Genomic DNA, 22,378 nt, shown 5'->3' with positions numbered 1-22,378 from the left:
TTATGAACAAATTCACCTCTATAACCGATATAAAGATGTTGGGGATTTGCATTTTATGTTGAGGTGATATGTCATGAAAAAACGAGCTGTATTATTAACTTTTAGGTGGATTCCCATTGTCACGATCTTTGCATTATTGCTAAGTGCATGTGGGCAATCAGACGTACAAACCAAGGCCGAACCCATTAAGGTGGGAATCGTGCTGTCAGATATTGGTCTGGGTGATCAATCTTACAGCGATGCGGCTTTTCGAGGTTTGGTCAAGGCACGGGATGAGGGGAAGATTGTTTTTGAATACCGGGAAATAACTGAGACCAAGACGTATGAGGCTGCTTTTAATCAGCTTGTTCAAGAAAAAGCGGATTTAATCATTGGATTGGGTTACATGGTGAAGGACAGTTTGGAGGCCGTTGCCAAAAAGAATCCAGACCGTAAATTTTTAATTGTGGATGAAACATCGGAATTGCCGAATGTGGCCTCCATTACCTTCAAAGCAGAAGAGGGCAGTTTTATGGCCGGGGTTGTTGCCGGTTTGACGAGTCGTACGGAACAGGTGGGTTTTCTCGGAGGTGCGGAATCTCCTCTGTTGAAAAAGTTTGAAATTGGGTATCGTGCAGGGGTGCAATCAGTCAAGCCTAATGCCAAAGTTACGGCAACGTATGCAGGAGATTTTGGCAAACCGGAGCTGGGTACGAAAATTGCGGATGACATGATCAATCAGGACCAGATTGATGTCATTTTTGCAGCAGCAGGGCTAACCGGTGTAGGTGCGCTACAGGAAGCGCAGAAGCAGCACAAATTCGCCATCGGGGTCGATAGCGACCAGTTTTTTATTGCAGAAAAAGCGGTGGTGACCTCAATGATTAAAAACGTAGACAGTGCAATTTATACAGTAGTCAAAGGCTTTGCAGACCATCAAAGAAAATTTACGGAGAAGGATATGGTGTTTGGACTTGCGGAAGAAGGTATAGGTTTGGCGCCTATTCGTGTCGTGACACTGAATCCGGATCAGCAAAAGGTAATGGATGATTTAATGGAAAAAATCAAATCCGGCACACTTACTGTACCCACCCAATAAATTTTCGCAAACGGAGGATGAATGCTGATGAAACTGCAAGGTAAACTGGTGCTTAACGCGATGATTTCCCTGATCGCTTGCCTGGCTTTAGTAGCTTATATCATTTTTGAATTGTTACGTATTAACGCTCAAAGCAGTAATCTTGTTCCAGCTATGTTGAATGTACAGCAGCTTAATGCCTATTTGATTCAGTCGGGGCAGGCACTGCAAAATTATTCTACTTCCATGACGGAGAGCAACAAAGCCGATGTGCAAAATCAGCTAACTCAGTCTGAAAAAACGATTACTTTGCTTTCACAGGGCATGATGCAGACCGAAGCACAGCAAAAGCGACTGGATACAATTAAAACAAAATTCAGCCAATTGAAAGTAGCAACGGAAAAAGCGACGAGTGCTCAGAACAGCCCAGAATCCAAACGAGAGGCCATGCGTGCCCAGGGGATTCAGAACGATGTATTTATGCTGGATCTGCTGACCAAGGCGCGTTACGACCAATACACAGAAGACTTGACCAAAAGTATTCGTTTTACTTGGCAATTAGCCTTGGCAGGTGCAGTTCTACTTCTGGTGGCGGTTGGGCTATATAATACATATACCTCCAGGCAGCTTGCCCTTAGAACCCGCAAGTTAACGGATGCAGCGAAGCAAATTGCCGAGGGGAATTTAACTGTTCAACTTCCTCAAACAAAGGGCCGAGATGAGCTGGACGAGCTCAATGAATCTTTCCGTGTTATGATCGGGAACTTGCGCAGCATTGTACTTTCCATTGATCAGGCGGGTAATCGTGTCGATCTGATGGCTCGGGATATTGATCAGCACAATGAGGCCATGAAGGAAATTGTGACACAAGTCAGCACATCAACAGAGGAACTTGCGATAGGCAGTCAGAAAATTGCTGAGGACCTGTCATCGACAGTTAGCGTGGTGGATGATATGCAGCAGAAGTTTGAATCTAATTTGCTGGAGACTACGCAATCAACCACGTATAGTGAGGATGCTTTGCGTGTCATTGAGCAGGGTGCGCGTGTCATGAGTGATCAAATGCGAATTGTTGCAGAGAATCGTTCGGCAATGTCTGAAGTGGAACAAACCGTTAGAGAGCTGGAATCTAATGCAGCTGAGATCACAACTATGACCGGTTATGTATCTGAAATTGCCAGCCAAACGTCGCTGTTGTCCTTGAATGCCTCGATTGAGGCTGCACGTGCGGGTGAAGCGGGAAAAGGCTTTGCTGTTGTTGCCAATGAAGTGAAAAAGCTGGCGAGTCAATCTGAATCTGCTGTAAAGAAAATTTATACCGCTGTTGAGGGGATCACGCAGGCTATGGATAAGGTGAAGACTTCTGTGGCGCAAAGTCAGGAGTTGTTCCGCGAGCAGGAGAAGGCAACCTCCTCCACCGGAGAATCGTTTAGAGAGATTAGTGGCAAAGTGCAGCAAATTGCCGGCCAAGTCAGCAAATTATCCATAGACATGAATGTATCACGAGAACTGAGTGTACAGGTGCAGCAAGCTATTGAGAATATTAGCGCAATCACTCAGCAGTCCGCCGCAGGCAGTGAAGAGATTACGGCTTCCACGGTGGAGCAGAAGCGTTCCTTCGAGGAATCGGCTGAGAAGGTAAAGGAGCTTCGCCAGATTCGCGAGGAGATGCAGCGGGAACTGAATCGTTTTCAGGTGGAAAAGACGAGCCAAACACTTTAATACGAATATCTATGCTGCTGAACAATGGATGCAAGCAGCACGTAAGAAGAAGTTCTACCTTGTACAGGGAGACTTCTTCTTTTTTATTATTAATGATATGACTCCTGTTAAGTTTGATTTGTAAAGGCAGGAAATTCCACTTCATGTGTCAAATAGATGTAAAGGTAATATGTCATCTAATATTGAGTAAGAGGAAGATGGACAACGTAGTCCGGAAGGATGAAGTTACAGGAATGTTGCGACTTAAGCTTCGATTAATACTGAAAAATAAGCAGACAAGACTGATTCTGCTGCTCACGCTGTGCGTGTCGCTCGTGATCAGCGTGATCGGCTTGCTATCGTATTCAAGATACCGTGAAGGTTTGGATACCGAGCTGAATACACCTAATATAGAATTGTTGCAAATCAATCTGGATGTGACTAATCGGGCTTTTCGTGAGTCGGATAACAAGGCACTGGATGCGGCTTATTATCCGGATGTAGAGTCTTTTATACGTATTTATGCGGATGGAAAATCGTTATCCAACAAAGCCTCCGTTATCGAACGACTTCAGAAATATTTGAAAACCCTTTCTTCACACGAAGAAATTTATTCGATTGAAGTCATTTCTTTGGATAATCATGCTCTCGTGTCCAGCAATTATGGTTATTTGCCCGATTGGAATCAAGCACCGGACACAACCTGGGTTCCCTGGATTCAGAACATTCAAAAAAAGCCGCTATTGATTAAGCGGAGATGGTATGGTACTGATCAACAGCATGGCACGATAGAGCTGCTCTCGCTGGCTAGACCTATAGTAGAGAATGGAAAGGTCAGGGGTGCGGTGTTAATCAATCTGGATTACGACCGTTTTTTCTCCAAACTGTATATTCATTTATCCAACTCGCAATACGTCTATGATCTGGAGGGCGAGCTGATCTATCCCAAACTGAGATCGTCCATACCCTTAAATGATATGGGCAGAGTTTTGAAAGAGTTGGATGTGAATCCTTATGCTTATGTAGAAATTGGAGATATGGAATATATGGCGAACCAGACCTTCTCCGATGTTACAGGCTGGCGTCTAGTATCACTTGTGCCGATGGACAAACTACTGAAAAATGTGAAGCTGGCGCGCAATATGATGTTGTGGCTGGCCTTGATCTCTATCCTGGCTGGGTGCTCGGCGGTGTACTATTACAGTTATGCCGCTTTTCGCCCTATGAAAAAAATTAATAGTCTCTTGAATTCAGGCAACAAGGGAACGCGTCAGGGAGGATTGTATGATCTGGAACCCGTGATTAGCAAGTTGGTTGGAGAATTTCACCGCAAATCATTGGTGGTAGAGCGAAGCTTGCCGGAGCTGCGTTCCAAATATATAGAAGATGTCTTCCAGCGTAGAATGGGTGTACAGGAAATGCGTACGAAATGGGAACAGTATTTTTCCGATTGGGACCATAATTCTTTGGTTGTTATGATCGTGTCGATTGATCGGTATTCTACGTGGAGCGCAAGCTTTCCGGAAGAGGACAAAATGCTACTTAAATATGCGCTGAACAACATTTTGCTGGAGATGCTTGAGCCTCGTTGGAAAGCAGTTAGTGCGCCGGAGGAAGAGAGTGGTTTGGTTGTACTGCTGCAGTTCAGGGAAAGCACATATGAAGTTGAAGCGGAGGGGGCTGCTAAAGAGAGAGTATGGCTTCGCAACAGCGTTGACAGGCTAATTCAGGTTGTTGCTGAGCATCTTCCTTTGACGATTTCGGTAGGGATTGGCCATAGGGTCACAGATATTCAAGAGGCACGGGCGTCTTTTATAAAAGGAAAAAAGGCGCTTAATTTACGTTTGTATGAGGGATATGGACGTTCACATATGAATATGAACAGCAGCACAAATGTGAAACAGGATTGCATAGTGGATGTGCAGTCACAGGATCAGGCTCAGGATGCAAGATTACTGGACCATCGGCGTGTGGATCTGATTCGTGCTGTGGAGTCGCAGGAACCTGGTGCAAGTGCAAAGCTAGTCAGCCAGTGGGTAGAAGAACTTCGACTCTTTAGGACATCTCCAAACCAGGTCTACCTATTTGTTCATGAACTACTGGAAGATTTGTTAAAATGGTGTACCACTCAAAGCGTGACTCCGCCAGATCTGCTCGCTGATTATCATTGGAATCAGATTCTGACGCTAGACCTTCAAGACATTGAGGCGCTGCTGGCCATCATGTTGACTGATATTGAAGAGAAATGGCATGGACGCCAACAGTCCAAAGATTTTGTACGTGTACAAGAGATGATCGACTATATGGAACATCACTTGCATTTGAATATCGGGCTTCAGGAAATTGCGGATCATGTTCACATGAGCGTGTCTTCGGTGAGTAGTATGTTCAAAGAGGAAACGGGGACTACCGTATATGATTATTTGACTGGATTACGTGTCAAAAAGGCATGCATATTGCTGTGTGAAACGCATTTGAAAATTGGTGAAATTGCAGAGCAGGTCGGGTACCGAAACGAGAACAGTTTTATTCGTGTATTCCGCAAGTATAAGCAAGTGACCCCAGGGAAATTCAGACAAATCAACAAATCTTCTAATGAATATGCAAATCGGTCAAAAGATCGGCGCTTTGGTGGAATAGAAGATAAACACGAAGATTAGACGATAGATGTGGGCCTCCACGTTGCGGTACATTGACTTCATGTAAGCGCGAACAAATGACCGAAAACGTTGGAGGTGACGGCGGGCGTAATAGGCCCAGTTTATTTGTGGAGAAGAGGAAGCGTAATGAAGAAAAAGCCATGGCAAAAATATGTGCTGGTTGCGGCAGGAGTGGCTATGCTTTCTGCCTTGAGTATCAGTGAATATGTGGATCACCGCACCCTGCAGGATCACAGTCGTATATTTCCTGCGAAGCCAGTAACGCTTGTCGTTCCGTATGCGGCGGGGGGCGGTACAGATATTACCGCAAGAGCGTTGGCAAAAGCCGCCGAAAAGCATCTCGGGCAGCCGATCATCGTCGTTAATCGAACAGGTGGCGGCGGTTCTGTCGGGCTGATGGAGGGAGCTGAGGCGCAGGCAGACGGTTACACCGTAACGTATCTGGTCGCTGAACTGACTACATTGCCACATTTGGGACTGCTACCCATCACCTATGAGCGTTTTAAGCCGCTGCTTCAAACCAATATGGACCCTTCTGCCATTACGGTTCGGGCGGATGCGCCGTGGAAGACAGCGGAGGCATTTCTGGAGGATGCTAGGACCCATCCAGGCAAGCTGAAAATGGGGAATGCAGGCACAGGCAGTATATGGCACCTAGCTGCCGCGATGCTGGAGCAGAAAAGCGGAGTCCGCTTCACCCATATCCCTTATGAGGGAGCAGGCCCAGCAGTTTCTGCTTTAATGAGCGGATTCGTGGACGCTGTACCTGTCAGTCCCGCAGAGGTGAAGAAATACGTGGACGAAGGAAAACTTCGCATACTGGCGATCCAGGCAGACACCATTTCGGAAGCGTTTCCAAAAGTGCCGACACTTCAGCAGGCGACTGGGTTGCGTGTCCATTTTATAGGTACCTGGAGAGGGCTGGCTGTACCTAAGGATACACCCAATGAAGTGGCTCAAACGCTGGCGGATGCACTGATCAAGGGGACGAAAGACGAGGAATTCAGGGAGGAAATGCGAAAGCATGGATTGGGATTGCGTGTCCAGGATGCAGAGGCATTCGCGCGTCAACTGAAGGATAGTCATGATACTTTCGCAAAACTGATTCCTGAGCTCGGCTTAAGCCGCAAGTAAAACGGCCTTGTTTTTGCATTGGCAAAAACGAAAGGGTTGAATGAAGTTATGAAGATCAAACAAAACATCGATAAAATTCCAGGGGGCATTATGCTGGTGCCGCTGTTTATCGGCGCACTTTTTCATACATTTACTCCATGGGCAGGCGACTATTTTGGATCTTTTACCAAGGGATTGATGACCGGTACGGTGCCCATTTTGGCAGTGTGGTTTTTTTGTATGGGTGCTTCCATAGATGTGCGAGCGACAGGCACCGTATTGCGTAAATCAGGAACGCTCGTATTGACTAAAATCGCGGTCGCTTGGGTCGTGGCGATCATTGCGTCTAGATTGCTGCCTGTTGGCGGCGTAGAAAGTGGGCTATTTGCAGGTTTGTCGGTGCTGGCGCTGATCTCGGCTATGGATATGACGAACGGCGGTCTCTACGCCTCTATTATGCAGCAGTATGGCTCCAAGGAAGAGGCAGGAGCATTCGTGCTGATGTCACTGGAATCAGGTCCACTGGTGACTATGCTTATTCTAGGGAGTACCGGGCTGGCCGTTTTTGAACCGCAAACATTTGTCGGGGCCGTATTACCGTTTTTGGTCGGCTTTATGTTGGGCAATCTGGATCATGATTTCCGTAAATATTTTGGAAACGCGACACAAGCACTTATTCCATTTTTTGGGTTTGCGCTGGGGTGTTCCATTGACCTGAGTGTTATTGTCCAGACAGGTGTGTTAGGTATTTTGTTGGGTGTTTTTGTAATTATCTTTACAGGTATTCCATTGATTCTGGCGGACAAATATATTGGGGGTGGCAACGGTACGGCAGGGATTGCAGCCTCCAGCACCGCAGGTGCAGCAGTAGCGAATCCAGTCATTGTTGCCAATATCAAGCCTGAATTTTTACCTGTTGCCCAATCTGCAACGGCATTAGTAGCCGCTTCGGTCATAGTGACCTCCATTTTGGTGCCTATTTTGACGGCATACTGGGCCAATTATATGAAGCGCAAGGGGAAGTCAAAAGGAGCGGGGCCTGTAACTCCAGGGGCGAATGTACCTAAATGAGGATTTTGCAAAAACCCTGAAATAAAATTTGTATGACGAGGACTCAATTGGTCGACGTTACCATTACCCGGGAAATGCTGTTACAGTGATAGATACACCTTCCATCCTAACATGATAAAACTTGTCCTAAAACGCATCTGCCAACATACATATGTAAGCAGAGGAGCGTGATGGAATTGGAAAACAAGGTGCGTCGCTATTACCAGTTAAAGCAAAAGCAAAAAGAAATTGAAGGTGAACTGGCTGATTTGCGCAATGACATTACCGCCCATTGTGCAGAGCAGGAAGTATCCGATTGGGAAATTGGCAACTACCGAGTCAGGATTGTACAGCAGCACCGCAAGGAATACGATCATGCGAAATTGTATGATTCATTGCCTGATCCTCAATTATGGCGTTTGTTTTCCAAGCCGGACACTTCAAAAATTTCCAGCTTGCTAAAACTTAAGGTTATCGCGGAGGAGCAAATAAAAGATGCCGTTTCTCTTAAAACAGTGACCTTGTTGCAGGTAGATAAAAAATAAATAAAAAGAGCTGCCCCGTTTTTTTCGGAGCCAGCTCTTTTTATTATCTGTGGTTAGTAGCCTTCCACTTTCATATCTATTAAGCTATTTATCAGACAAACCTTTTCCCACGCCCTTGAGAAAATGAATACCGAACCCCATTGCCCGGTTTACATCTGGATCATTCATTGCCTTCATAAGATCACGCAGCCGCGTCTTTTTATTCTGCTTTAGGTGCTCTTCGGCTTCATTCAGGCCCGTAGTGACGCTGCTTGCCAGTTTTTTCATCAGCTCAGGGTCTACCTCGGACAGCATCCCTGCTGCACCCATCAGATTATTGATGATGTTCGTCACAGGCTTGCGCGTCGCTTGTCCTACAGCGATTTTGGCAATGGTTTCTTTGGCTTTTAGCATAGACTGAGCTGCTTCGAGAAGACCACTGTCATGCAGTTCACGTACAATTTCAAGCGTCTTCTGCAATGCTGCCCCATTGTCTGCCAGGTCGGCAGTAAGTTGATCCAGCGATTGTTTTTGCCGTTCTTCTGCTGTCAATATACGTTTTCTCACAATTGAAATAGGCTTAGCCATGGTTCGACCTCCTTATTTTTGATCTACCAAATCGATGTAACCGGGACGATTCCACTTACGGTTCACTTCAACCCCATTTTGCGGATGCCGCTTTTTATAACGTGGATTGATATGTGGGAGTGGATTTTGACCATCGAATTCCAAAACTTGCATCCGTACTTTGGTTTGTTTATAGGCAGGTGTACGGGTGACTACATCAAATGCTCCACCAGTTAATAGATTGACAGCACCCTCATGACTGGTAGAGTGCATCGGTACATAAATTTCTGTTCCTTGTACCCGGTCCGTCACCAGAACATGCAGCTTGACCGCCCCATAGGGAGATTCCAGTCGAACCAGCGATCCGTCTGTAACTCCGCGCTCCTCTGCCAACTCAGGGGACACTTCCACAAATACTTTTGGGAGTTTGAGCTGAAGGCCTGTTGACTTTGTCGTCATATTCCCTTCGTGAAACTGTTCGAGCAGTCGGCCATTATTTAAGGTCAGATCGAATTCAGCGGGATACTCTTTTGGTGGTACATATTCGAAGAGCCCCAAGCGTGCTTTTTTATCTGGAAAGTTAAAGCCGTTGGTATGCAGAAGCGGAGTGTTGCTACCATCCGGCGATCCCCAATGGAAGCTGTTCCAGCCTTCCAATACGTCATAATTACATTGGGAGAAAAATGGAGTGAGCGCCGCTATTTCCTCAAAAATTTCACTCGGATGACTGTAATCCCAATCAAATCCCATGTGCTTGGCAAATTGGCTGAAAATCCACCAATCCGGTTTGCTGTCTCCTACAGGGCGGAGGGCCTCATATAAACGCTGTACACGACGTTCGGTGTTCGTAAAGGTACCGTCCTTTTCGAGTGAAGGTACAGCTGGCAAAATGACATCAGCGAATTCAGCTGTCTTGCTCAGAAATACATCCTGAACGACAAGGAAATCCAAATTCGCCAGCATTTCTTGGGTATGATTGGAGTCTGCATCCACCCATGCCATTTCTTCTCCAGCGATATACATACCTTTGAGCTTACCCGTCTCAATGGCTTCCAGCATTTGAATGTTGTCCAGTCCGCGCTGGCTTGGAATTTGTACGCCGTAGGCCGCTTCGAACTTGGACCGAATGGCATCGTTCGTTACGGGCTGATAGCCAGGAAAAATATCTGGCATGGTACCCATATCGGCAGCACCCTGAACATTGTTATGTCCTCGAAGCGGATATGCGCCTGCACCTGGACGCATAAAGTTGCCAGTCACCAGCAGCAGGTTGGCAATCGCGATCGAAGTGTAAGAGCCTGCGATGTTTTGCGTCACGCCCATGCCCCAGCAAATGGCCGTGCCATCGGCTTTGTGAATCATGGTCGCTACCTGAATGAGCGTCTCTTGGGAAATACCCGTTTCCTGCTCAGCGAATTCCAGGGTAAAGTTCTCCAGCAATTTCAAATATTCAGGATAGAAATTTACATGTTTCTCAATGAATTTAGCATCATGCCAGTTTTGCTCAATGATGTATTTGGCTACAGCGGATAACCATACATAATCAGTACCTTGCTTCGGACGCATGAACAAATCTGCGCGTTCTGCCATTTCATGCTTGCGCAGGTCGACGGAGATCAACTTTTGACCATGCAGCTTATGCGCACGTTTGATGCGGGTAGCCAGCACGGGATGTCCTTCTCCCGGCGCACAGCCGACTAGTATGACCAAACCTGCGGAGGCAATGTCTTTAATCGTGCCACTGTCGCCGCCGATGCCTCCGGTATATTGTAGCCCCCATGATGCAGGAGATTGGCAATACCGTGAGCAGTTATCAACGTTATTCGTTTGGAACACCTGACGAGCCAGCTTTTGCATCAGATAATTTTCTTCGTTGGTAAATTTGGATGAAGAAATAAAACCGAGTGCCTCGCCTCCGTAGGTTTCTTTGATAGCTCCCATTTTGCTGGCCATCAGGCTCAAGGCTTCTTCCCAGGTTGCTTCCACGAATTCGTCTCCTTGACGAATTAAAGGCGAGGTCAAACGTTGATCGCTATTCACAAAATCCCAGCCGAATTTCCCTTTGACGCATGTCGAAATGCCGTTAACAGGCCCCTCAGAGGTAGGCTGTACCTTCAAAATTTTGCGGCCTTTGGTCCAAACTTCAAAGCTGCAACCTACACCGCAAAACGTGCAGACGGTTTTAGTTTTTTTCGTACGTGTTTCACGCATCGCTGCTTCAGCTTCCGAAATTGCAAAAATACCGCTGTAGCCTGGCTCCACTTCCTTAATTAGATCAACCATTGGATTTAATAAATCCTTATTTATGCCGCTCATGAAGCCGGCCTCTCCCAGCATGGACTTTTCCATCAAGGCGTTACATGGACAGACCGTTACACACTGACCGCAGCTGACGCAGGAGGAATCGTTAATGGCAACTCCATCGTCCCAGATCACGCGAGGGCGTTCAGCCTCCCAGTCGAGGGACAGTGTTTCATTGACCTGCAGGTTCTGACATACCTCTACGCATTGGCCGCATGCAATACATTGATTGGGATCATAGCGGTAAAAAGGGTGGGACATATCTACTTCTGTGGGATCAACCTTCGGTCGATATGGATATTTTTGATGTTCAATTTCCATAAGCTCTGCGGTGTTATGCAGTTTACAATTACCGTTGTTGTTATCGCACACCGTGCAGTAGAGGAGGTGATTCTCCAGCAAACGGTCCATAGCCTCGGTTTGTGCCGCTTTTGCGCGATCTGAATGTAAATGAATATCCATTCCATTTGTAGCAAGCGTTGAGCAGGAACGCATAAGCTTTCCGTCCACTTCCACAATACATGTGTCACAGGTGCGGATTGGATCCACTTCGGGAACGTAACACAGTTGGGGGTGGGCAATATTGTTTTCGTTGATCACTTCAAGAATGGTTGCGCTGCTATTTGTTTTCAGTTCCTGTCCGTTTAATGTAATTTTGATCGTATTATCCGCCACGGTTCAGGCTCCTTTCAGATTTTGAATTTTAAAATTGGGAACAAAAAAACTCCACCATAAACACAAGTGCTCGTGTTTAAGCACTTGTGTTTATGGTGGAGTAGTGACCAAGCTCTAGGTCCTGGAGGCCAATCCGCCATTGGAGTATGTATTAATACCAGACAGTACGCACCGCCTGTATATCAATAAATTGAATATGTCATTTTCTGCATGTCATCTGGTGTAACTATAGCGTAAAATTTAAGATAGTTCAACGGTGATTTATTAAAATTTTTAATTGATAATGATCATCAATTGAGAAAGCGAAAAATCATTGACAAACGTTCCAGGATTGCTAACAATAGGAATGTATCTATTTGAGAGCATTCGTGAATGGAGTGTACGTGGGAATCGCGTATATTTTATTTGGCGCAGCGCTTGTTAGTTTGATTTTTCTATATCACATGATGTGAGGATTCGTAAAATCCTGATGTAGATAAATTAACCGGCATTTAGCAGATTCTTCGATATTCATAAGCGAAGAAGTTGTTGTGATGCCGGTTTTTTGGTTCAGTTTACAGTTAAAAGAGATTTATTAATGAGACGGATTGAGGTGAACGGGATGGCGAACCGCAGCGACGATCAATGGAATCGTCCGTTACGGGACTTGAGAATATCCGTCATAGACCGATGTAATTTTCGGTGCCGATATTGTATGCCTGAAGAAATATTTGGCCATGACTATCCGTTTTTGCCAAAAGAAAAAATATTGACCTTTGCGGAAATTACCCGCCTCTCTCGTATCTTTGTCTCGCTCGGCGTTACAAAGCTGCGTATTACTGGGGGTGAGCCGTTGCTGAGGAAAGATTTGTCCTCGCTCATTCATTCGTTAACTCAACTCGATGGGGTTGAAGATATTGCTATGACGACGAACGGTGTATTTTTGCCTAAATATGCAGCGTCACTACGGGAGGCGGGGCTGAAGAGAGTGACGGTTAGTCTGGATTCGCTGGATGACGGTCGATTCCGCCGCATGAACGGGGGGAGAAGCAGTGTAAAGGCAGTGCTGGAAGGTATTGAAGCTGCAGCTCAAGCGGGAATGCAGGTGAAAATAAATATGGTCGTGCAAAAGGGCTTTAACGATCAGGATATTGTACCTATGGCCGACTATTTTCAAAAGAAAAAGCATATTTTGCGCTTTGTTGAGTTTATGGATGTAGGTAACACCAATGGCTGGAAATTGGATCAGGTTGTTTCCAAGCAGCAGATCATCGAAACCATCCATGAGCACATGCCGTTAGAACCTGTTCCACCCCAATACAAAGGTGAGGTGGCGACGCGCTACAGGTATCTGGACAGAGACGGGGAAATCGGCATCATTTCATCCGTTACGGACGCTTTCTGCTCCACATGTACACGGGCGAGAATTTCTGCTGAGGGCTCCTTGTACACATGCCTGTTTGCGTCCAAAGGGTACAAGCTTCGCACGATGCTGCGGTCCGAGCAATCCGATGATGAGATTAGATCTTACATTGAGCGTGTTTGGAGAGGACGTACCGACCGCTATTCAGAGGAACGATTGACTCATACGAAGCAAGCATCGTCCAAAATTGAAATGTCACATATCGGCGGGTGACCGAAGAGCCAGCCTGTCAGAAACAAGGGAGTTGAGCACATGGAAAAGCCGGCTGAGGTAAAACGCGAGATCCTACGTTATCGGGACGGTCAGATCAAGCGTTTTGAAGACACAGTGGTGACGGAGTATCCAGTGACCATTAAAATCAATCAGCAGGAATTTGCCACCATGGTTTGTACACCAGAGTATGTAGAGGATATGGTAGTAGGCTTTTTGGCCTCTGAAGGCGTCATTCAACGGTATGATGATATCGAAGATATTTGGGTTCAGGAAAAAGAAGGTTTTGTTCATATTAAAACCCGTCGGATGAATGAGTTTTATCAAAACTTTCATTCCAAACGATACATTACCTCCTGCTGCGGAAAAAGTAGACAGGGATTTTACTTTATAAATGATGCTAAAGTGGCAAAAAGAATGAATGATGCCCATGTTACGGTGTCTTTTGATGACTGTTTCCGCCTGATGAATTTGATGCAAACCTCGGCACATACGTTTCAGGAGACGGGTGGCGTTCACAATGCTGCGCTGTGTGACAAAGACGGAATAATCCTGTCCAGAATGGATATCGGCCGCCACAATGCGCTTGATAAAATCTATGGGCACTGCCTAAAGCATGATATTATATTACAAGATAAAATCATCGTATTCAGTGGGCGCATCTCGTCTGAAATCTTGTTGAAGGTTGCGAAAATTGGTTGTGAGGTTGTTTTGTCCAAGTCAGCTCCCACAGAGCTTGCACTTGAATTAGCAGAGGATCTGGGGATTACTACCATCGGTTTTATACGAAGTCGTTCTTTGAATGTGTATACGCACACGGAGCGGATTGATGAACTGGTTGAATCTAAAATATAATATAAAAATATCAATGTAGACCATCATAGTTAACCAGCATGGAATAAAACCTTTCGAGGTATTAGTTCATGTTGGTTTTTCTTGGTGTATATGCGATGGTTAGTCCTTGTACTGAAAGGGGGGAACCTACTTAATGAACTATCATATTCAAGTATTTGCCGGACTTGCAGAGCTGATGGGAAGGCCTATGATTACGGTGCCTGCTGATCAGGAGACGATGACCGTCAACGCATTAAAAGACTTGTTGTCCCAATATTTCCCTGAAGCAGCGGCCCAGTTGCAGGGAGCTTTTGTTGCCAGAAATCAAGCCTATGTCGCTCCAGAGGATCTGGTTAGTATACATGATGAAATTGCGATTATTCCTCCGGTTTCAGGAGGATAAGCTCCAGTAACAGGCTAGGTGAATTCGATAGATAAGGGAACAAAGGGGGTCAGATGAATATGCAATACCATATTCAATTATTCGCAGGTATGGCGGAGCAATTTGGTGACGTGCTCACTGTGGAACTTTCACAGGAAACGGTGACCATTGCAGACATTCGAACAAGGCTGAATGAGTTGTACCCGGAGATAGCTTCACAACTGTCTAGTTGTTTTTTTACCCATCATCAAAAGTTGGCTTCTCCAGATGAACTTGTGCTTCCAACAGACGCAATTGCTCTTCATCAGTCAGCTCCCGGAATGGAGACGGTCGTTTCTAAATGCGGATTATATGCTATTACCTACGACCCGATTGATGCCAATGAGGTAACCTCAAAGGTACTCGACCCTTCTCATGGGGCTTCATTGACCTTTAATGGCACGACTCGGGAATTTACACAAGGTCAGCGAACGGTGCTGCTTGAATATGAAGCATATGTGCCGATGGCGATGAACACGATGAAGCAAATTGGTGACGAAATTGCTGATCGCTGGCCGTCAACGCGCACTGCCATTACACATCGGCTTGGTACGGTAAGGATTGGAGAGACCAGTGTCGTGATTGCTGTTTCTGCTGCACACCGTGATACTTGCTACGAGGCCAGTCGCCATGCTATTGAACGCTTGAAGCAAATCGTACCAATTTGGAAAAAGGAAGTGTGGGAGGATGGCTCCGAGTGGAAGGGGCACCAGCTGGGTGGCTGGAATCCTCATAACACCCCATAACTTTTGAGTTAGGCGGGACATCTGAACTTTTATCTTGTCTGATCGACTTGCAGCAATTAATGGATTAGAAGTATGGGGGCGTAAATAACGATGTCTGAAATGAAAAAGGACCCAAAAACGGATGCGGATGCAGAAGCACACACGCAGGCGTCCCACGCCAGATATTCAAGACAAGAATTATTCGGAAAGATCGGGCCGACAGGACAACAAAATATCCGCAGCAAGCATGTGTTAATGGTAGGTGCTGGAGCACTAGGAACGGCCAACGCGGACATGCTGGTGCGAGCGGGCATCGGACGATTGACGCTGGTAGATCGAGATTATGTAGACTGGAGTAACCTACAACGCCAGCAGCTCTACGACGAAGCAGATGCTCGTGAACAGATACCCAAGGCAGTGGCCGCCCAGAGGCGATTGCAGCAAATCAATTCGGACGTGGACATCCGTGCGCTAGTCCAAGACGTATCACTAGAGGAAATCGGCGACATTGCAGCAGGAGTGGACCTCATCGTAGATGCCACTGACAATTTCGATACACGTCTGCTTATTAACGATTACGCCGTCAAGCACCAAATCCCCTGGATTTATGGAGCGTGTGTAGGTAGTTACGGAACAACCTTTACGATCGTTCCAGGACAGACACCCTGTCTGCATTGCCTGCTCGGAACCGTACCGCTCGGCGGCGCAACCTGTGATACGGTCGGTGTGATCAGCCCGGCTGTACAGATGGTGGCAGCTTACCAAAGTGCCGAAGCATTGAAGCTGCTCACTGGGGACAATTCAGCCTTGCAGGGCAAGCTGATTTCCTTCGATCTATGGAATAATCAACATCAGGCGATCCAAATCAGCGCCATGAAAAAAACGGATTGCTCGACGTGTGGAGAGCATCCGGTGTATCCATTTCTACAATTGGAGCATCAGGCTAAAACGGCTGTACTGTGCGGACGTGATACGGTTCAGATCCGACCGGTCACGGGCTCTGTACGCAATCTGAACGAAGCGGCCCGTCTGCTATCCCGTCAGGGGGGCCAAGTGGAGCATAATCCATATCTAGTATCCGTTGTCATTGGAATGCATCGGTTGGTTCTTTTTCAGGATGGACGTGTTCTGATCCATGGCACCAAGGATATCGCCGAGGCGAGGTCTATTTATCACAAATATTTGGGTTAACCCAATAGATTCAGACCTTAATGAGCTGCGCACTGTCACCTCATTACGGAATATAGAGGACAGGGGAAGAACAAGTTGAAAAAGAAATTCGGGTACATATTCACATTCGTTGGATTGTTGGCATGGGTTCTGGCTGGATGCTCGTCTCCGGCTGCTGTACAGTCGACAGCGCCTGCAGCCAAAACAGAGTTGATCGTATCTGCCGCTGCGAGTCTTCAAGATAGTCTGAATACGCTCAAGGAACAGTATGAAAAGCAGCACCCAGATATCAAGCTTACCTTTAACTATGCGTCATCCGGTACTTTACAGAAACAAATTGAGCAGGGTGCACCCGCTGACGTATTTATTTCGGCAGGTATGAAGCAAATGAAGGCTTTAACCGATGCATCATTAGTGGAAAAAGATAGCGTACTGCTTCAAAATAAACTGGTTGTGGTTGTTCCGCAAGATAAAGCCAAGAGCACAGACAACAAGGGTATTACACTCAATGATCTGACAAGTCCTTCTTATATGAAGCTTGCCGTTGGGGAGCCTACTACCGTTCCGGCCGGACAGTATTCCAAAGAATCGCTGACAAAGGCCGGATTATGGGACAAGCTGGAACCGAAAATGGTATTCGCCAAAGACGTAAGACAGGTATTAAATTATGTTGAAACAGGCAATGCCGATGCTGGACTCGTTTATTTGACGGATGCCAAATCATCCGATAAAACGGTCGTAGCGCTAGAAGTACCTGAGGAATTGCACGCACCTATCCTGTATCCAGAAGGCATCGTAAAGGCAACCAAGCACAGCAAGGAAGCGGGCGAGTTTGTTGACTTTCTGCGTACAGATGAAGCCATGAGCGTATTTAGTAAAGATGGATTTTCAGCTCCAGCAGAAACAACCGGGAAATAGAATTCACAGATAAAGGAGGGGGTCCCGTTGGATTGGTCGGCTTTTCTTCCTCCGGTTATCGTATCTGTTAAAGTCGCTGTCGTTGCCAGCATCATTGTCTTTTTATTAGCAACTGTGGTAGCTCGGATGATGGCGAACTGCAAGCTGCGGAGAGGAATCAGTGTGATTGAGACCGTTCTACTTCTTCCACTTGTTTTGCCTCCCACTGTTGTCGGCTTTATATTGCTCATCTTGCTGGGAAGGAAAAGTTGGATTGGCGCTGCCTTTGAAAGCCTGTTCCAGCAGACGATTGTATTTACATGGGGAGCCGCAGTGGTGGCGGCGGTAGTTGTTGCTTTTCCACTGGCTTATCGGACGATCAAAGCAGGTTTTGAAGCTGTAGAACCCGAAGTAGAGCAGGCTGCACGTGCGCAAGGTGCCAACGAATGGCAAGTGTTTCGCCATATTACGATGCCCCTTGCCTACCGACCGCTTATTTCAGGGTACATTCTCGGATTTGCCCGAGGGTTAGGGGAATTTGGTGCTACACTGATGCTTGCGGGTAATATTCCTGAACAGACTCAAACCCTGCCTACGGCGATTTACACCGCGTCCGAGGTCGGAAATATGACACTCTCCTGGAGCTGGGTAGCCGTCATTATCCTATTCTCTTTTATCATGTTGATGCTATCGAATCGACTGGTGAAGGACTAGTCCGTTTGGATTCAGTAATATACGCAGTCTGTCCGATCGGGCGGGCTGCGTTTTCTTTTCTATGACGTTCAATGGTAAGCATGTTCCAAGAATCACTTTCGCTTCATCTCTGTTTTATATGATAGGAATCGGTTATGATGGAAATAGTAACAAGGATTTTAGTAGATTTAGGAGAGCGGTGCGATATGAGAAAGGAAACGGGTTTTAACGAAATTATTCGAAAAGTACGTAAAGAGCTATTTGGAAAAGGCCCGGAACGCATACATACAACCTTTGTAGATAATATGGCCATCACAATGCTATACGGTAATTTAACTCCATCCGAAAAGTTTCTTGCGCAAGAGGATGCAGGAAGAGAGATGGTGCATGCAGCTCGAACCAAAATGGTACAAAAAATCTATCCTGTACAGTTCAATAAAGAACTGGAGGATTATATGGATTCCCGCTTACTGCATTTATTTTCAGATATTAAAGTGGAAGAAGATATAGCCATCTCCGTTTTTGTTTTTGAGGATAATATTGCTGTGAAATAAAAAGAGAAGGTGAAACCGACATTGGATTGTATATTGTTGGGGAGTTCAGCAGCACCTTTGATTAATAGATACTATGAAAAGCGAAGGAGCTACATAGTTTATGAAAAAAGATGATTTTGGAAATAGAATGAAGGAATATGAAAATGCTTATAGATTAAGTTTACCCCGCCGTTTACCCGTAATTATCAGAATCGATGGTGCTCATTTTCATACCTTTACACGTGGGATGACGAAACCTTTTGATGAGAAGCTAATCTTTGCGTTATGGGAGACGTGCAAATATCTGGCCTATAATATTATGGGATGTAAACTGGTGTACCATCAGAGTGATGAAATCTCTCTGCTTCTTACGAATTACGACAAATTAACGACACAATCATGGTTTGAAAATAATCTTCAAAAGATGGTGTCTATATCTGCCTCTCTGGCTACTGCCAAATTTAACGAGGAAATCCAGAAAGTTTATCCGGATAAGCCTCTAGCTACTTTTGATGCAAGAGCATGGGTTTTGCCTCACGATGAGGTTGCAAACTACTTTCTATGGAGACAACAAGACGCTACTAAAAACAGCATTTCTATGGTAGCTCAAGCTCATTTCAGGCATTCAGAACTACAAGGATTGAACGGAAATCAGCTTCAAGACAAGCTTTTTGTGGAAAAAGGACTGAACTGGAATGACCTTCCGGTCTGGCAAAAGCGGGGAATCTGCATTACCAAACAACAGTATAACAAAGGAGAAGCCGTCAGAAGCAAGTGGGATGTTGATCATGACACACCAATCTTTTCACAAAATAGAGATTATATTAACCATTATGTATACCTGGACAAGGATGTGTGAGGTTTGGAGTGTGTCATTTTTATAGGAATTCAGGCTTCGGGCAAGTCGGCTTTTTATAAAGAACGATTCTTCAAAACACATATGCGGATAAATCTTGATATGCTTAAAACACGGAATAGGGAAAATATGTACCTTCAGACCTCCATCGAAACGATGCAGCGTTTTGTAGTGGACAATACCAATCCCACAGTCGAAGAACGAAAGAAATATATAGATGCTTGTAAAAACAAGGGATTTAAAATCATTGGCTACTACTTTGAACCTGATTATGCTGAATCTATTAAGCGTAATGAGCAGCGCACAGGCAAAGAGTATATTCCTGAAATCGGTATTAAAAGTGTAATGAGTAAACTAGAGGTCCCAAGTTACGAAGAAGGATTTGATGAAATTTACAGCGTGATTTCGAGTGAAGGGACGTTTCGGATCGAAAAGCAACCATAGAACCGTACAATTTAGGAGGAGCATCCATGAACATACCAGAGAGATTTATCAAACGTTTTCCAGCATACGAGGACGTATTTGCCAGCGATCTTGAACATCACCGCAAGCACTTTCTGCCAATTTGCTCGATTAACCTCCAATTCTTATTTCCAGAGCAGGACGAGTGGCTTCATTTTGTTTCCGCAAAAGAAATCCACGAAGGCTGTGTGGGTGAAAATACTCAGCAATTTCATACCTTATATACCAAGGAAGATATGCTGGGATTCGATGTAATTGACGGCAAATACAAATTTGAAGCAGACTGGAATTATTTTAGTCTTCATCAGAAAGCGCAGTTGGAGGCTACCTATGAAGCGCTGAAATCTACCGGGGATAAAGCGTACCTACGTATGAAGAGAGAAGTCATGGCGTTGGACGGACTGGAGCAGGTGTACACAGCTAATGAACAAGATTACGAAGCTCGCAAAGCATTTTTCTTAGAAAATAATAAAATCTATCCTTATTCCTCCTTTGGAGAGGCCAAAAAGTCAGTGGAAGAGCTCACCCACGATTTTGAGGAAAAGCAATCCAGTGGCTGGGGGCTAAGCTTTCCCGAAGTCAACGGTATTCTGGATGATATCGCATTTCAGTCTGATGAGGCCCAAAGCTACATCAAGGAATATGACGAATCCTTGGAAGAAATGCTCAAGTTCGAGCAAACCAATCTGCTTCATGTGCCTAAACGTGCCAATGGTGAGACATTTACCTATATCGGTTCTTTCACCGGATATTATTTTCAAGCGTTTGGAGCCGATAAGGTTTACTTATTTTATGATAGAGAATTAATGAAAGCGATAATTTGCTTCGAGTATTCCTAGGATATAGAAAAAGCTCCCGAGATGGGAGCTTTAAAATTTATTTCTTATTGATCTTCACATCGTGCTCTTTAGCCAGTGTGTTAACCTGTTCACCAAAATCTCTGAAGAGCTTTTTACCCTCGCTAAGCTTGGTGTTACTTTCATTAATTAAGTTTAGATCTCCTTTTTCTACGTATATCTATGGATGATTGGATGTGTTTATAGGCTAAAAGAACTGCCGTTATCCATTGGAGTATAAATCCTACCCAAGCGACCAGCAGAAAAATGTGATCCAAGTGAAAACTCCAGGCAGCACAACACCCACTGATTAACCCTGACTAAAGGACGTGAAATTTATGCTGAATCTTGACTCATATATATCGTCTTTTTCTTATCGGAATAAATAGTTGTGATTATTATAACGTAATGGTGGGGAATAGATAGCTGAAAAAATGGTTTGTTTGATTACTACTATAGACCTATTACCAAAGACATGGTAGAGTTTTGGTATATATTCGGTAAAGGGGTCAGTTTATGAAAAAGATATTTTTATGGTTATGTGTAGCAGGAATCGTTCTATCAGGTTGTTCTACTTCCAAGAGCGATACTACGAGTACAGAGAGTGCTACAAGTTCAAATGCATCAGGAGGCTCTGCCAGTTCATCTGTACATGAGACGGTAGCGGCAGAAAATAGTGGATATCAAGGTAAAATTTCATTTCGTAACGTAGGCTGGGGGATGAGTAAAGAACAAGTAAAGGCATCTGAAGATATGGAAGTTGAAGAGGAAGATCATGAGTCAGTGGCCTATTACTCCAAGATATTGGGACTGGAAAGCGGACTTATGTACTTTTTTGTGGATGATCAATTGGCTCGTGCAGGTTATGTAGTGACCGAAAAACATACGAATAAAAATGAGTATATTGAGAATTATAATGACTTAAAAAAGAGCCTAACGGAGAAATACGGCAAGCCTAGCAGTGATGATACCCTTTGGAAGGGAGATTTATACAAAGGCACGCCAAGCCAATGGGGAATGGCTGTAGCGACAGGCGAATTGCATTATCAGACAACTTGGGAGACAGAAGATACAGAAATTTTGCTTGATTTACAAGGTGATAATTTCGAGCCCCGCCTGAGTCTAGTGTATGGTAGCAAGGAACTACAGCATTTGAGTGAGCAGCAAAAGGATCAGGAATTGAAAAAGAATTTATAACAGTATAAGGCATGGATTTCATAGGCTTTAAGTGCGAACCCCAAGTGCACATGAAATCCCCGGAACATTCGCACCCCGCGCCAGACAAGGGATTCAGCGATTTTGGGTTGTGTCTTTTTACATTTATTGGTGAGTTGAAAGGACATTCGCGAAAAAGCGTTTACAAAGCCTTGCTAGATAAGGTTTTGTAACGCGTGTTGTCGCTCTTTATGTAGGAGCGTGGATTGAAACAGAAGCCAATAACCATTGGGCGCTTGGAATTTTGTAGTCGCTCCTTATGTAGGAGCGTGGATTGAAACGGGCCTCTGTCTGGCTCAGTGGTGACTGATATTATCGTCGCTCCTTATGTAGGAGCGTGGATTGAGACATCCTATCTTCTTCCCTTCTTATTGGAGTCTATGGTCGCTCCCTATATGGGAGCATACATTGAAACCAGCCAGAACTGGCGACTCGTCACTCTCTGGACGTGAGAGGTACAACAACCAATAATTGTC

The 22,378-nt window shown here is 45.2% G+C and carries 21 protein-coding genes; 19 read left to right on the top strand and 2 right to left on the bottom strand.

What is annotated here, in order from left to right; all coding sequences use genetic code 11:
- Nucleotides 1-73 precede the first annotated feature (73 nt).
- The 6 genes from C400_RS0122085 to C400_RS0122060 all read left to right on the top strand — a co-directional run bounded on the left by C400_RS0122085 (nucleotide 74) and on the right by C400_RS0122060 (nucleotide 8,126).
- Nucleotides 74-1,078, top strand: coding sequence for a BMP family lipoprotein (locus tag C400_RS0122085; protein ID WP_017428230.1), 1,005 nt, complete (start codon nucleotides 74-76; stop codon nucleotides 1,076-1,078).
- Between the two features lie 27 nt (nucleotides 1,079-1,105).
- Entirely contained in the window at nucleotides 1,106-2,779 is a 1,674-nt protein-coding gene (locus C400_RS0122080; RefSeq protein WP_017428229.1) for a methyl-accepting chemotaxis protein, read from the top strand.
- Between the two features lie 197 nt (nucleotides 2,780-2,976).
- A complete protein-coding gene (locus tag C400_RS0122075; RefSeq protein ID WP_017428228.1) occupies nucleotides 2,977-5,418 on the top strand; it encodes an AraC family transcriptional regulator in 2,442 nt (813 codons plus the stop codon).
- 126 nt (nucleotides 5,419-5,544) lie between these two features.
- Complete coding sequence (locus C400_RS0122070; RefSeq protein ID WP_017428227.1) at nucleotides 5,545-6,552, top strand: tripartite tricarboxylate transporter substrate binding protein; 1,008 nt, start codon at nucleotides 5,545-5,547, stop codon at nucleotides 6,550-6,552.
- Nucleotides 6,553-6,600: 48 nt separating this feature from the next.
- The gene (kdgT, locus tag C400_RS0122065; protein WP_017428226.1) at nucleotides 6,601-7,602 is read left to right on the top strand and encodes a 2-keto-3-deoxygluconate transporter; all 1,002 of its coding nucleotides are present in this window, start codon (nucleotides 6,601-6,603) and stop codon (nucleotides 7,600-7,602) included.
- A 170-nt stretch (nucleotides 7,603-7,772) separates the two neighbouring features.
- Nucleotides 7,773-8,126, top strand: a complete 354-nt coding sequence (locus C400_RS0122060; RefSeq protein WP_017428225.1) for a hypothetical protein — start codon at nucleotides 7,773-7,775, stop codon at nucleotides 8,124-8,126.
- A gap of 84 nt (nucleotides 8,127-8,210) precedes the next feature.
- On the opposite strand, the gene C400_RS0122055 is transcribed toward C400_RS0122060, so the two are convergent.
- The gene (locus C400_RS0122055; protein ID WP_016821677.1) at nucleotides 8,211-8,693 is read right to left on the bottom strand and encodes a DUF1641 domain-containing protein; all 483 of its coding nucleotides are present in this window, start codon (nucleotides 8,691-8,693) and stop codon (nucleotides 8,211-8,213) included.
- 12 nt (nucleotides 8,694-8,705) lie between these two features.
- Nucleotides 8,706-11,648: a formate dehydrogenase subunit alpha gene (fdhF, locus tag C400_RS0122050; protein ID WP_017428224.1), complete on the bottom strand. Its 2,943-nt coding sequence runs from the start codon at nucleotides 11,646-11,648 to the stop codon at nucleotides 8,706-8,708.
- Between the two features lie 601 nt (nucleotides 11,649-12,249).
- On the opposite strand from fdhF, the gene moaA reads away from it, so the two are divergent.
- The 13 genes from moaA to C400_RS28160 all read left to right on the top strand — a co-directional run bounded on the left by moaA (nucleotide 12,250) and on the right by C400_RS28160 (nucleotide 22,354).
- Complete coding sequence (gene moaA / locus C400_RS0122045; RefSeq protein ID WP_026065494.1) at nucleotides 12,250-13,263, top strand: GTP 3',8-cyclase MoaA; 1,014 nt, start codon at nucleotides 12,250-12,252, stop codon at nucleotides 13,261-13,263.
- Nucleotides 13,264-13,302: 39 nt separating this feature from the next.
- The gene (gene fdhD, locus C400_RS0122040) at nucleotides 13,303-14,115 is read left to right on the top strand and encodes a formate dehydrogenase accessory sulfurtransferase FdhD (RefSeq protein ID WP_016821674.1); all 813 of its coding nucleotides are present in this window, start codon (nucleotides 13,303-13,305) and stop codon (nucleotides 14,113-14,115) included.
- Between the two features lie 133 nt (nucleotides 14,116-14,248).
- Nucleotides 14,249-14,497 (top strand): MoaD/ThiS family protein, encoded by a 249-nt coding sequence (locus tag C400_RS0122035; RefSeq protein WP_016821673.1) that lies wholly within the window; start codon nucleotides 14,249-14,251, stop codon nucleotides 14,495-14,497.
- Between the two features lie 59 nt (nucleotides 14,498-14,556).
- The gene (locus C400_RS28500) at nucleotides 14,557-15,261 is read left to right on the top strand and encodes a molybdenum cofactor biosynthesis protein (protein WP_017428222.1); all 705 of its coding nucleotides are present in this window, start codon (nucleotides 14,557-14,559) and stop codon (nucleotides 15,259-15,261) included.
- A 90-nt stretch (nucleotides 15,262-15,351) separates the two neighbouring features.
- The gene (locus C400_RS0122025) at nucleotides 15,352-16,431 is read left to right on the top strand and encodes a thiazole biosynthesis adenylyltransferase ThiF (RefSeq protein WP_017428221.1); all 1,080 of its coding nucleotides are present in this window, start codon (nucleotides 15,352-15,354) and stop codon (nucleotides 16,429-16,431) included.
- A 75-nt stretch (nucleotides 16,432-16,506) separates the two neighbouring features.
- Nucleotides 16,507-17,328 (top strand): molybdate ABC transporter substrate-binding protein, encoded by an 822-nt coding sequence (gene modA / locus C400_RS0122020; protein WP_017428220.1) that lies wholly within the window; start codon nucleotides 16,507-16,509, stop codon nucleotides 17,326-17,328.
- A gap of 27 nt (nucleotides 17,329-17,355) precedes the next feature.
- Nucleotides 17,356-18,021, top strand: a complete 666-nt coding sequence (gene modB / locus C400_RS0122015) for a molybdate ABC transporter permease subunit (RefSeq protein WP_016821669.1) — start codon at nucleotides 17,356-17,358, stop codon at nucleotides 18,019-18,021.
- Nucleotides 18,022-18,206: 185 nt separating this feature from the next.
- Nucleotides 18,207-18,554 carry a DUF2294 domain-containing protein gene (locus C400_RS0122010; protein ID WP_016821668.1) on the top strand — a complete coding sequence of 116 codons (348 nt, stop codon included), beginning with the start codon at nucleotides 18,207-18,209 and terminating at the stop codon, nucleotides 18,552-18,554.
- Between the two features lie 100 nt (nucleotides 18,555-18,654).
- Nucleotides 18,655-19,392, top strand: coding sequence for a tRNA(His) guanylyltransferase Thg1 family protein (locus C400_RS0122005; RefSeq protein ID WP_017428219.1), 738 nt, complete (start codon nucleotides 18,655-18,657; stop codon nucleotides 19,390-19,392).
- Between the two features lie 3 nt (nucleotides 19,393-19,395).
- On the top strand, nucleotides 19,396-19,833 hold the full coding sequence (locus C400_RS0122000) for an AAA family ATPase (RefSeq protein ID WP_017428218.1): 438 nt from the start codon (nucleotides 19,396-19,398) through the stop codon (nucleotides 19,831-19,833).
- 26 nt (nucleotides 19,834-19,859) lie between these two features.
- On the top strand, nucleotides 19,860-20,690 hold the full coding sequence (locus tag C400_RS0121995; RefSeq protein WP_017428217.1) for a hypothetical protein: 831 nt from the start codon (nucleotides 19,860-19,862) through the stop codon (nucleotides 20,688-20,690).
- A 513-nt stretch (nucleotides 20,691-21,203) separates the two neighbouring features.
- The gene (locus tag C400_RS0121990; RefSeq protein WP_017428216.1) at nucleotides 21,204-21,884 is read left to right on the top strand and encodes a hypothetical protein; all 681 of its coding nucleotides are present in this window, start codon (nucleotides 21,204-21,206) and stop codon (nucleotides 21,882-21,884) included.
- Nucleotides 21,885-22,201: 317 nt separating this feature from the next.
- On the top strand, nucleotides 22,202-22,354 hold the full coding sequence (locus C400_RS28160) for a hypothetical protein (protein ID WP_232795407.1): 153 nt from the start codon (nucleotides 22,202-22,204) through the stop codon (nucleotides 22,352-22,354).
- Nucleotides 22,355-22,378: the final 24 nt, after the last annotated feature.

It is taken from the genome of Paenibacillus sp. ICGEB2008 (assembly GCF_000307675.1).
Classification (GTDB): Bacteria; Bacillota; Bacilli; order Paenibacillales; family Paenibacillaceae; genus Paenibacillus; species Paenibacillus polymyxa.
The sequence above is the reverse complement of the archived record's forward strand: the minus strand, read 5'-3'. Positions and strand labels throughout refer to the sequence as shown.